This window comes from Butyricimonas hominis (assembly GCF_014287455.1).
Taxonomy (GTDB): Bacteria; Bacteroidota; Bacteroidia; order Bacteroidales; family Marinifilaceae; genus Butyricimonas; species Butyricimonas muris.
In genome coordinates, this window is record NZ_JACOOH010000009.1 from 322,599 (window position 1) to 335,216 (window position 12,618).

Below are 12,618 nucleotides of genomic sequence, written 5' to 3' on the forward strand. Positions count from 1 at the left end.
AGGCTACGCCTATGCGTCCCATTCACTGGCATCGGTATCCATTCCTTTTCCTCGTGATTCCTTTAATCGCGGGAATTCTTGCCAGTGAATGGATGTTTGACATTCACTCCCGATTTATCCTTTACTCGATTATAGGCTCACTCCTTCTATTGACAGGAGTTGCCCGTACACGTTACGGAAAATTATTTTCTATTTTCTCGTTTCTGTTCATTTTCTTGACAGGCGTGTATTGCCATCGCCCGCAAAACCTGCCATTCGTGCCGGGTAATGTCTACACGCTGCAAGGACGCTGTGAACGGATCACTCCACCCGACAAAGCAATTATCTCCTCAAACGGGATTCGCATCTTCACGCGATACCGGGATTCTATCCGGTTTTCTGTCGGCGATTCGCTCCTGTTTGACGCCAGAGTCTATTTGCTGTCAGCCACGGGCAATCCACATGAATTTGATTACAACACGTACCTCCGTCACCAAAACATTCAAGCCCAAGCGATTCCGATTTCGACTCCGACACGAATAGGACACTCGGAAGATTTGTACTCTTTTTGTCATTCCCTGCAACAGCATTTGTTACATAAATTGTCAACTATCGTGCCGGACAGCACAACCTATAACCTGCTTGCAGCCCTCTGTCTTGGAGATCGCCAAAATCTGACTCCCGGCACGAAACAATTATTCCAAGACACGGGAACCATTCACCTGCTTGCCATTTCCGGATTACATATCGGGGCTATTTATCTTTTACTACTTTACGGGTTACGTCTTTTCAAACTACGCGATCGCAGATTCACCCTCGCACTGATTCCATTGTTATGGTTGATCACGGGTATTACCGGCTTATCACCTTCCGCCTGCAGGGCAGCAACTATATTGAGTTTCATTATTATAGGAGAAGCATTCCGTCTGGATTATGTACCTTTAAATGCTATCGCGGCAGCAGCATTCTTCACTTTGCTTATCCAACCGACATTACTGTATTCCGTGAGTTTTCAAATGTCGTATGCCGCCTACACTGGAATTATACTTGTCTATCCGTTAATAACCATTAAGCGTAAGGCGCTTCCCCGGCTCACACGGAAGATATACCCCCTCCTCGCCGTCAGCTTTTCCGCGCAAATTCTGACTCTCCCGATTACTGCATACTATTTCCACACGATCAGTTTAAATAGCATTCTATTCAATCTCGTCGCCGTACCGGTTGCCACACTATTACTCTATCTCGGGGCAATCCTACTCGTGTTACCCTCTCTTATCGGCAGTTATCTCGCATATCTTGTAACAGGTATCACTCAAATCCTGCTTTATTGCCTCCGAATATTTTCCGGTATCGCCATAAATCTGACAGAATTATACCCGACATCCTTCCATATCATCCTTATATATATTATAACTTTATCATTTATCTTATACGTGACCAGCCGACAACGCCGGATTGCCCACTTGTTTCTAGCCTCGACATGTTTGCTTGTTATTTTCATCTACGGTTACACGTTCCACAAGCAAAACCGACAAGAAATCGTTGTTTACAATAGATATCGTCATTCCGTGATACTCTTGAATCACAAGGGATACTATTCTCTACTGAAAAATACGGATACCATCCCAAGCCAGTTGACATACACGATAGCAAATGACCTGCAACCGCTTCCCGAGCATGACGGATTCATCGGGGACCAAATCATTTACACGAATAAGCAACTGCAAACTCGTAAACAAACAATTACAATTGCAGATGGTACATGTCCCACTATACCCGACCAAGGAATACTCATTATCACGGGAAATATTTTCCCTATCTCGGATACGACACAATCGTCATTTCCAAGTCAAATCATTATAGACCAATCCAATACCCCCCGATGTATCCGGGCATGGGACGAATTTTGCATTCAAAAGCAAATCCCTCTATTTAAAACAAATGAACTAGGCTCTATCGTGATTCCCTTAAAATAAAAATTGGTTCATTTTTCTATGTAATTCGGATTATAATTCTTTATTTTGCCAGTTAATTAACACCTAACGAAAATGGACATAGTAATAGCGGGAGCAGGAGAAGTGGGGACACATCTCGCGACGATGCTTAGTAAGCAGGAACATAATATCATGCTGATCGACAACGACGAAGAAAAGCTGGAATTACTTGGCAGCCAACTCGATGTCATGTCTATCGTGGGATCATGTACTTCTATCGGTGCGCTTAAAGATGCCGGAGTACACAAGTGTGACCTGTTCATCGCGGTAAATCATCAGGAAGATCAAAATATCAACTCTGCCATTTTAGCCAAAAAGTTAGGAGCGAAACAAACTATCGCGCGGGTTAACAATAGCGAATATCTGGAGAGCGAAAATACGGAATACTTGAAGATGATCGGTATCGATTCCTTAATCTACCCGGAACGTCTGGCCGCGGAAGAAATCGTTGCTTCCTTGAAGCAAAGCGGTTCCCGCCAGTTACATGAATTTTCCGACGGTCGATTGCAATTACTCGGTATCAAATTATGGGAAAATGCCCCGGTACTCAACCTCACGTTGATCAAAATGGCAGAAAGATACGGGGCACAACATTTCCGTGTCGTTGCCATCAAACGTGCCGAGCGCACTATCATCCCGAGGGGAAATGATTCTTTCCGGTACGGCGATCTTGTTTTCATCGTGACGAAACCTTTCTATGTACCGAATGTATTCGCCCTTTGCGGCAAATCACAATACGAGGTTAAGAATGTCGTTATCGTGGGAGGTTCCCGAATCGGAATAAAGACAGCCTCTTTGCTTGAAAAAAACTACAATGTCAAGATTATAGAAAAAGACCGTGAGAAATGTATCCTTATCGCCGATAAATTAAAATCGACACTGGTAATCAACGGTGACGGTCGCGACCTCGCCTTGCTCCGGGAAGAAGGTATCAAAAATACCGATGCTTTTATCAGCGTCACGCATTCGTCAGAGACAAACATTCTCTCTTGTCTATTAGCCAAAAAGTTAGGAGTTAAAAAAAGTGTTGCCGAAGTTGAGAATATCGACTACATCGACCTTGCCGAAAACATCGGGATCGGAACGCTGGTAAACACTAAATTGATAGCCGCTTCACACATATACCGTTACACCATGAATGTAGACGTGAAACACTTGAAATTCCTCACGTTCTCGGAAGCTGAGGTATTTGAAGTCACGGCAGAAGCGGGTTCCAAAATTACCCGGAAAACATTGGCCGATATGAATTTTCCGGAAAATGCTACTGTCGGGGGAGTCATCCGTAACGGGGATGCCATCATTGCCAAAGGCGACGTGCAGATCGAGGCTGACGACAAAGTTGTCATCTTCGCTCTACCCAGTGCGGTGAAGAAAGTAATCAAATTATTTCAACGATGATCAACTTCAGGTTTATAACCAACATTATAGGAAAACTTTTGCTCGTCGAAAGTGCTTTTCTGATGATCTGTATCATTGTCGCCTTGATATACGGGGAAAATGATATGATGGCATTTACATATTCTACCGCCATCACTCTTGCCGCCGGAAGCCTTATGGCTTTCACGGTCAAGGTAAAAGATCGGGTTCTTGCCAAGAAAGACGGGTATTTTATTGTCACTACCACTTGGGTAATGTTCACCATATTCGGTTGTTTGCCTTTTTTGTTGGGAGGTACGATTCCTTCCATTCCGGATGCTATATTCGAAACCATGTCCGGATTCACGACTACCGGTTCGAGCGTTGTAAATGACATCGAGGCTTTACCACATGCCACGTTATTCTGGCGTTCGCTAACCCAATGGATGGGAGGTATGGGTATTATCGTGCTATTGCTGGCAATACTACCCGGACTCGGTATTGAAGGCCGCGACCTGTTTGTCGCCGAAGTTCCCGGTCCCACGCATGACAAATTCACCGCGACATTCACCTCCACCGCCCGCCGTATGTGGTATCTTTACATATCACTCACTGTAGCCCAGACCTTGTTGTTACTTCTCGGTAAAATGGATTTGTTTGATGCCATCTGCCATTCATTCACGACGATGGCTACCGGGGGATATTCCACGAAACAAGATAGCCTTGCTTATTGGAACTCGGCTTATATACAGTATGTTGTCATCATTTTCATGTTTATCGCGGGAACTAACTTTGGTCTGATGTATATTGCCATTCACGGGAAAATCAAAAAATTATTCCGTGATGAAGAATTTAAACTTTACTTCTTCATCATTCTCATAGCAAGTGCTATGATAGCATGTGTACTATATTTCAAGGGGTATGATGATTTGGAATTAAGCATTCGGGAAGCCCTCTTCCAAGTTGTTTCGATTCTCACGACGACAGGATTTGCCACGGCGGACTATTTGTTATGGCCTCCTTTACTAGGTGTGATTATTTTCGTACTTCTATTTATAGGAGCCTGCGCGGGCTCTACATCCGGCGGTTTAAAATGTATCCGACTGAATCTGCTGTTCAAGAATTCATTTATTGAAATGAAACGCATCATTCACCCGAACGCAATCATTAACGTGAAATACAACGGGAAGAGCATACATCCCAATATAATGACGGGAGTCATGGGTTTCTTTATCCTTTATATCTTCATCTTCGGGATATCCAGTGTTATCATGTCCTTGTTCACGGAAGATATTGCCACGGCTTGTAGTGCTGTTATAACAAGTATGAGTAACGTAGGTCCCGGATTCGGCGAGATTGGCCCCATGAGCAATTTTGCGCACTTGAATGACTTCGCGAAAATATTCTTGTCCATACTGATGATGGTTGGGCGTTTGGAAGTATTCACCGTACTGGTATTATTCAGTAGAGCTTTCTGGAAGAAATAAATAAAAAAGGACTTCCGCTCGAAGTCCTTTTTTATTTTATAATTCACCTAATCCCTGTCGGGTGACAACAATCTCATCGCCCGTGCAGTCGATAACGGTGGAAGGGATATTATTTCCATAACCGCCGTCGATAACCAAATCGACCAAGCGACCGTATTTCTCGTGGATTAACTCGGGATCAGTGATATATTCTTCAACTTCTCCCTCCTCCGCCTTCACGGATGTTGTCAACAACGGTCCACCTAGCTCGTCCACGATAGCTTGTACGATAAAATTTTTCGGAATACGGATACCGATAGTCTTACGTTTATTCATCAACGCGTTAGGCAATTTGCTCGTGGCAGGCAACACGAAAGTGAAAGGTCCGGGCAAACATTGCTTCATCAACCGGAATTCCTCGTTTGTTACCTTAGCGTATGCCGCAATATTTCCCAAATCCTTGCATATCATCGAGAAATTAGCTTTCTCCGGCTTCACTTTACGTATAGCCGATACTCGCTGCACAGCCTTCACACTATTAATATCACACCCTATCGCGTAAATAGTATCGGTCGGGTAGATGATAATACCACCATCACGTAAGAGCTCAACGATCTTCCGAATTTCCCTATCATTAGGATTATCCTCGAATAAGCGTACAAGCATTATCGCGAATTTATGAATTTACTTTCTTGTGATCTGCCAGAAATGTTGCCAAACCGGAATCTGTCAACGGGTGTTTCAACAATCCTTTGATTGCACTCAACGGACAAGTTGCCACATCAGCACCAGCCTCGATACATTGTATAATATGTTGCGTGTGGCGGATAGAAGCAGCCAAAACCTGCGTATTAAACCCGTAGTAAGCATACATATCCACGATCTTCTCCACCAACTCGATACCGTCGCTACTGATATCATCCAAACGTCCCACGAAAGGCGAAACATACGTGGCACCGGCCTTAGCAGCCAACAATGCCTGTCCCGGAGAGAACACCAACGTGCAATTCGTACGGATACCTTTATTCGTGAAATACTTGATAGCCTTGATTCCGTCAGCAATACAAGGAACTTTTACAACAATATTCGGATGCAAAGCGGCCAGTTCCTCCCCTTCTTTAATCATTCCCTCGTAATCCGTGGCGATTACTTCAGCACTTACATCACCATCCACGATATTGCAAATCTCAACGTAATGCTTTCTACAATTCTCGTCACCTTTAATACCTTCTTTTGCCATTAATGACGGGTTGGTAGTCACTCCATCCAATACTCCCAAATCATTGGCTTCCCGAATCTGATCAAGATTTGCCGTATCAATAAAAAATTTCATCTTCTATTATTTTTTGCGTTTAACTTCAAAAATTACGGACAAAATTACAAACAATATCGGTAATACAATCATATTTAGTTTATAAAGTTCATAAGGTTCATAAAGTTCATAAAGTTTTTGCTCTTCAACTTTATCAACTTTACAAACCTTATGAACTTTACGAACTATGCTATTAGTCCGAAAAGTATCCAAGCCACTAACAACGTGAACACCACGTTAAAGGCTTGCGCTCCCAAGAAAGCATAAGTAGAACGACGATTTTCTGACGTGATCAGACTCTTGAAATCGGTTTCCAGACCGATAGACATGAAAGCAAGAGCAAACCACATTCCCTGAATATTTTTTAATATAGGCTTTGCTTCAGACACGATCTCCGGGGCCACGAAGAACGAAAAGACAACGGAAGCGGCAACAAATCCCAATACAAATTTGGGAAACCGCAGCCAGATAACCTTTAATGTAGGTTTCTCTTCCGCCACCTCTTTCTTCGAGTACGACCAATATATACTGATCAGAAAAGCGGCAACACCCAAAAGCACATTTTGCGAGAACTTCACGATAGTACTCGTTTGTAACGCCACCTCCCCGTATATGGCTCCCGTGGCAGCCACGGCTCCTGTCGTGTCGATTGTTCCCCCGATCCAAGCACCTGCCATATCTTCCGGCAAACCCATCAGCTTCGCCAGCCCCGGCATAATTAAAATCATCGGGACAGCCACCACCAATACCAGAGATACCACGTAAGACAATTTCTTCTTATCTCCTTTAATCGCACCGGCTGTCGCCACAGCCGCCGAAACACCACAAATAGAAACGGCACTGGAAAGCATCAATGACATCTCTTTATCAATCTTCATCTTTCGACACAACCAGAAACAGAAGTTCCAAACAGTAAAAACAACCACGCAAGACTGTATCAAACCTAACGAACCGGCTTTCAACAAATCACCGAAAAGTACGGAAGTTCCCAACAACACCAACCCGATTTTGACGAACAATTCTGAAGAAAGTGATTCTTTCAACCACTTGGGAATAGAAAACACGTTACTAATAAAAAGCCCGATCAAAAGACTGAATATCACGGTTTCGAAACCCCAATCTTTCAAAAATTTATTTCCCCCGACAACCATAGCCAAAAGAGTCAGAAAGAATACCACGGGAAAACTGGCCGCGATCATCTTAAACTTTTTCCCTGCCAACATTCCAGCCAGCAACGCCATGAAAAACATGAAGCAGAATACAATCAAAGCATGCCCCACGTTATCCAGAGTAAATACTTTATTCATTAATGCATCGGCATCAGGCCAACTGAACGAAGGCCAATGTGGTTTCAATTGAAATACAATCAAAAGGATGATAAACCACCCGACGATAGTAGAAGTCCAATCTTCCGAAATCTTTAACTTGCTCATGCAAAATAATCTATTAGTTAGTGAATAATTTACAAGACAAAATTACTATCCGGATTCGGATGTATAATCCGTATTTTTACTGATTTACGATTAGTACATTTCCAACATACCTTTTATAGAGCCCAAGTAATACTCTTTCCATCCCTCCACGATTTCCTCGAACACGTCATCAGGAATATTCGTGTGTTCCAGTTCTACCTGAGTCTGTTCTCCGACTTTCTTTAGTTTCAACGTCACGATGGAACGTTCTGCCGTATCACCGAAGAACCACTCTTGTACAAGCAGACGATTCGGTTTCACTTCCAGATTTACCCCGCATATATCACCTTCCCACAATGAAAACACAAATCCTTCTTCCGCTTTCATCTCGGCAGGATAACCACTCCATATCTCTATCTGGAAAGGATTTGTCAACGCCGTGAACACCTCTTCCGAGTCTGCCGCAATATCAACCGTATATTTAAAATTCATTTTCTTTCTATTAGATAAAAGAAAAGGCTGATTTCTCAGCCTTCCCCCGTATATTATTAAACGCTTATTTCTTTTGATATTGGGTATTCAACAAGCTTACCACCTCGTTGGTAATATTAAAACCATCTTGGGCAAACAAAACGTTTCCACCTAAAGTAGTACTTAATATCAACTGATAGCCTCTTGATTTATTATAATCCGTCAAGAAATTTGTAATGGCATCGTACAACTTACGATTGATTTCCATTTGTTCCCGTTGAGCGTTCTCGCTCATTTCCTGTTGCAGTTTTTGCAGATTCTGCTGTTTAATCAACAACTCCGTTTGAGCCTGTTCGGCTCTTTCGCGAGTAAGGAATCCGCCATTCTCTGCTTTATGTTGAAACTCGGCAATTTCGCGATCAAGATTTTTTGCTTTCACGTTCAATTCCGTGCGATTTGCTTCGAGCTTTTTCAAAAATGCCTCATTTAACTCCCTTGATTGAGTATACTTATTAAGCAATGTATCCATGTTAATGTAGACTATTTTTGCATCCGCATTTACAGTTGCAACCCCGTCTTGACTGCTCGTACTCTTACTACTCCCGGAGAAATGTAATATGTATAAAACAATTACGGCAATCAACAATAACACATTTAATCCTATCGACAAATTCTTCATAAAAACGTAACTTTGATATTAATAAATTGCTTCACTGGAAACTCTGCCCACACGTGGCTTGTTTCAAATACAAAGATAATCTTTCTTCCTTTAGTTATCCGTTTTTTCTCTTTTTTCTATATAAAAAATTTTCTTTAACAAGTCTATTTCCTGTGCTCTTATCACTTTCCCTTTATCCGCCATACGCCGTGACCGCATTAAACCTTTCAACGCCGTGTAAGACTGCGTTCCTATCCCCAGCTTAACATCAACCATACCTTTCATCTCCACTTTTCGGGCTAAATCGGAGATAACCATCTTCTGGTTCATCTCCCGATCCATCTCTTTCACTGGGCGGGATGCCGCGTTAACAGCACCTTTCATATTATTATGGGCAGTGATCAGATCGGAATCCATCTTGAAATCTTCCATGAAGAAACGGGGCAACACAACGACTTCAGCCAATTGAATAGTATCCCGTACCATGAAAATGCCTAAAAGATAATCATCCTTTTTCAAAGTATCGGAAACAACGATTCGCACGGGTTCAAAACCAACGTGCGAAAAATATAACGTGTCGCCGACCTTTACATGCACGGAAAATCGTCCTTGGTTATCCACGCCCCGAACCTCCTGCCCGAAACGATAAATAGCGTCAGGCAGAGGCTGTACGCTATCTCGGTCACAAATCACCCCCGTAACAAATATATCCCGGTCATTCGTGTCTTGCCCCCGTAAACCAAGGCATAAAAAAATCAGAAGGATAAAAAGGCTATGCCCTCTCATTTTCTCTGGCTATTTCCGTGTTCTGCAAAATATTCAGCAACAACTCCCTAGCCCGAAATAATTGAGCTTTCACGGTCCCTAGCGGGATTGCCAGTTCCTGTGCAATTTCTTCGTAAGAATACTCCTCAAAATAACGTAATTCTATCAATTGACGGTAACGGCCTTTCAGCATAGCGACTTTTTCCCGCATGAACTCAGCCCGTTGCTTGCGTATCGTTTCCTCTTCCGGGGTCAGTACGTCAGCCGGCACACTATTAATATACCCGCGATCGTCAGGATTAATATCATCCTTATCCAAGGAAACAATTTTCGCTTTCTTCTTCCGAATAAAATCAATCGTGTTATTAGAAGCGATTTTAAACAACCAAGTACTGAATGCAAACTGAGGCGAATAGTAATTCAAACTCGCGAAAGCCTTCTCGAATGCCTCGAACATCAAGTCCTCCGCATCCGTTCTGTTATTCACCATCTTCAGTATCATAAAGTACACTGAGTCCTTATACCGCTTAAATAATTCGGCATAGGCTTTTTCATCTCCCGTTATTGCTCTTTTCACGACTTTGTAATCGTAGAGAGCTTTCTCTGACAAGTTGTTATTCAGCTCCATTTCTTTTTATTAAAAAATGAATATCCATTCCAGTACCATCGATAAACAAAACCGACTGTACTAATAATAAACGAAGTTAGGAATAATTTTTTTTGTTTCAGACAAATAGCGCAAATATTTAGCAAAACAAAATCCGTTAAAAATGCTATAATCATTATCGCGGACAAATATACCGGATACACGCCAGTGAAAATCAAATAAATAGAGAGCGCATAAAAAATTAAACGCACTATTATACCTTTATCTATTCCTAATCTCTCCGTCATTGTCAATCTCATCTTACTAGCATAATAATACGATATTTCGTTTACCTCTCCTTTTTTGTCACTTTTATCAATTATCACGTACGTATCCGGACACTTTATTGTTTTAACCATTCCGAACTTCGACAATTCATTAACCATATCATTATCATATCCCAAATACGATTGTGAGTTCTTCGCGAACCCGCGGTTTTTAATGTAATACGATTTTCGGTAAGCCATGTTACATCCATCACCGAAAATATATTTTTTATTTTTTACCAAGACTAACATTTCTAAAAAACGGAGAAAACGGAAAGCCCGCCATGTAGTGATATTATGCTCACCCGGGGCGTAATTCGCGTAACCGACAACTACCGCCGTGTTTTCATCAAAATAAGATTGCATAGTCTCCACCCAATGCATCGTGGCAGGACGACAATGTATCTCGGAGAACAACAGAATATCATATTTTGCCGCGAGTACACCTATATTTATGGCCAATTTTTTCGTGAAACGAAATTTCGTGTCGGGAAAAATACGCGTACACCGCAACTCCGGATAATCTTTCTGAATCTCCGCCAACACATCCTGCGTGTCATCCTCCGAACATTCATCCACCACGATAACCTCGTATTTACCATAGGCTTGCATCAAGAAACTAGGCAGATTTTTCCTTAAAGCCTCCGCGTTATTATGAGCGGTAATAATAACGGATACCCCCTCCCCTTCCGGCTTACCAAACGGTTTATCCTTCCGGGACACAATTATCACCCGTCGAATAATCAAGTACATATATATACATAACAACACGAGCAATGCGATTGCCCCGTACTTCAATATACCCGACTCTTCCCAAAAAACAAGCAAACTCTCCATTTTTCAAATAATATATGTTTTCTCGATAAAAAACGGACAAATATACTGACTTTAATAAGGAAATTAACGTATTAATTAAATTAATTCATGTATATTAGTTCGATTTTACTAACATAAAGCTACTACAATTATGGTACTACAAAAAACAAGAGGAATCATAGGAATACTCACCGGAGGAGGCGATGTTCCCGGCTTGAACCCCGCTATACGGGCGGTAACCATCAGAGCCTTGCGCGAAGGATATAAAGTAATCGGAATACGAAGAGGTTGGGGTGGTCTGATAGACATCGTGCGGGACCCGGAATACGATAACTCCAACAATTTCTTCGAGTTAACCGAAGAAATCGTGAACAAAGCAGGGCGCACGGGAGGTACATTTCTTCACACGTCACGCACGCGGGCTTCACACGTTCCGAGGGCTAACGTGCCGAAACACCTGCAAGAACAATACTCGGACGATATCAATGATTTAACCCCGGAGGTTCTGAAAAATCTCGAATTTATGGGGATAGATTACCTGATACCGATCGGGGGTGACGACACACTGAGTTACGCCGTCCGTCTGAGCAAAGAAAGTGTCAAGGTGGTCGCCATTCCCAAGACAATGGACAATGACGTACCGGGAACCGATTATTGCATCGGTTTCAGCACCTGTATCACCAGAACGATTTCACTCACGCATGACTTGCGCACTTCTGCCGGATCACACGAACGTATTCTCGTGCTGGAAGTATTCGGACGTTATGCCGGTTTCACCGCCATGCTGCCCACACTGGCAGGTGCGGCCAATCGTTGCGTGATCCCGGAATACGAATTCAATATCGAGCGACTAACCGAATTACTTTGTGAAGACCGTTTCACGAACCCAAGCAAATACTCGGTAGTCCTCGTGTCGGAAGGGGCTACTTTCTGCGGCGGGAACATGATATTCCAAAGCGAAGAAACAGATATGTTCGGGCACAAGAAGCTGGGAGGCATCGGGAACATGATTTCCGAACAACTCAAGGAACTTACCCCGCAATTCAATCACGGGCAAGTGATCAACACGATAACCCAAAAACTGGGTTATCTTGTACGCTGCGGAGATCCGGACGCGCTTGATTCCATCGTTCCCATGGCATACGGTAACCTTGCACTTGACTTGATAAATAAAGGATTGCACGGGCGACTGGTTATCCTGCGTAACGGACGCTATGACAACGCTCCCATCGAAATCGTGACCAGCAGCAAGAAACTCGTGGATGTCCAGAAATTCTACAACACGGACAGACTACGTCCCAAATACAACAGTTTCGAATTTATGCCACAAATGATACTATAAAGGAGGTGTGTTTTGACACACCTCCAGTCTGTAATGTCCATAAAGTCGAGCCTTCGGCTCCTAAAGTCTGTAAAGTCCATGATTTATAACATAATGATATAAATCAATTCTTTCGATACATTTGACCTTACGACA

The 12,618-nt window shown here is 42.7% G+C and carries 12 protein-coding genes; 4 read left to right on the forward strand and 8 right to left on the reverse strand.

Translation table 11 applies throughout. The features are described 5' to 3' along the window. Window positions 1–11 precede the first annotated feature (11 nt). The 3 genes from H8S64_RS19435 (at window position 12) to H8S64_RS19445 (ending at window position 4,816) form a co-directional block, all read left to right on the forward strand. Entirely contained in the window at window positions 12–1,955 is a 1,944-nt protein-coding gene (locus tag H8S64_RS19435; protein ID WP_186978357.1) for a ComEC/Rec2 family competence protein, read from the forward strand. A 72-nt stretch (window positions 1,956–2,027) separates the two neighbouring features. Then, window positions 2,028–3,371: a Trk system potassium transporter TrkA gene (trkA, locus tag H8S64_RS19440; protein ID WP_099294373.1), complete on the forward strand. Its 1,344-nt coding sequence runs from the start codon at window positions 2,028–2,030 to the stop codon at window positions 3,369–3,371. After that, complete coding sequence (locus H8S64_RS19445) at window positions 3,368–4,816, forward strand: TrkH family potassium uptake protein (RefSeq protein WP_186978358.1); 1,449 nt, start codon at window positions 3,368–3,370, stop codon at window positions 4,814–4,816. The genes trkA and H8S64_RS19445 overlap by 4 nt, the downstream gene beginning before the upstream one ends. A gap of 36 nt (window positions 4,817–4,852) precedes the next feature. Here H8S64_RS19445 and H8S64_RS19450 read toward each other — a convergent pair whose 3' ends face one another. The 8 genes from H8S64_RS19450 to H8S64_RS19485 all read right to left on the reverse strand — a co-directional run bounded on the left by H8S64_RS19450 (window position 4,853) and on the right by H8S64_RS19485 (window position 11,162). After that, entirely contained in the window at window positions 4,853–5,461 is a 609-nt protein-coding gene (locus H8S64_RS19450; RefSeq protein ID WP_099294377.1) for an L-threonylcarbamoyladenylate synthase, read from the reverse strand. 10 nt (window positions 5,462–5,471) lie between these two features. Beyond that, on the reverse strand, window positions 5,472–6,128 hold the full coding sequence (gene fsa, locus H8S64_RS19455; RefSeq protein ID WP_027201604.1) for a fructose-6-phosphate aldolase: 657 nt from the start codon (window positions 6,126–6,128) through the stop codon (window positions 5,472–5,474). 164 nt (window positions 6,129–6,292) lie between these two features. Beyond that, window positions 6,293–7,540: a YeiH family protein gene (locus H8S64_RS19460; protein ID WP_099294378.1), complete on the reverse strand. Its 1,248-nt coding sequence runs from the start codon at window positions 7,538–7,540 to the stop codon at window positions 6,293–6,295. A gap of 90 nt (window positions 7,541–7,630) precedes the next feature. Then, on the reverse strand, window positions 7,631–8,011 hold the full coding sequence (locus H8S64_RS19465; protein WP_186978359.1) for an SRPBCC domain-containing protein: 381 nt from the start codon (window positions 8,009–8,011) through the stop codon (window positions 7,631–7,633). 64 nt (window positions 8,012–8,075) lie between these two features. Then, complete coding sequence (locus H8S64_RS19470) at window positions 8,076–8,669, reverse strand: OmpH/Skp family outer membrane protein (protein ID WP_186978360.1); 594 nt, start codon at window positions 8,667–8,669, stop codon at window positions 8,076–8,078. 90 nt (window positions 8,670–8,759) lie between these two features. After that, window positions 8,760–9,434, reverse strand: coding sequence for a peptidase associated/transthyretin-like domain-containing protein (locus tag H8S64_RS19475; protein WP_186978361.1), 675 nt, complete (start codon window positions 9,432–9,434; stop codon window positions 8,760–8,762). Beyond that, entirely contained in the window at window positions 9,421–10,041 is a 621-nt protein-coding gene (locus H8S64_RS19480) for an RNA polymerase sigma factor (RefSeq protein ID WP_099294385.1), read from the reverse strand. The genes H8S64_RS19475 and H8S64_RS19480 overlap by 14 nt, the downstream gene beginning before the upstream one ends. Further along, window positions 10,032–11,162, reverse strand: coding sequence for a glycosyltransferase (locus H8S64_RS19485; protein WP_186978362.1), 1,131 nt, complete (start codon window positions 11,160–11,162; stop codon window positions 10,032–10,034). The genes H8S64_RS19480 and H8S64_RS19485 overlap by 10 nt, the downstream gene beginning before the upstream one ends. A 130-nt stretch (window positions 11,163–11,292) precedes the next feature. On the opposite strand from H8S64_RS19485, the gene H8S64_RS19490 reads away from it, so the two are divergent. Further along, entirely contained in the window at window positions 11,293–12,483 is a 1,191-nt protein-coding gene (locus H8S64_RS19490) for a 6-phosphofructokinase (RefSeq protein ID WP_099294389.1), read from the forward strand. Window positions 12,484–12,618 lie beyond the last annotated feature (135 nt).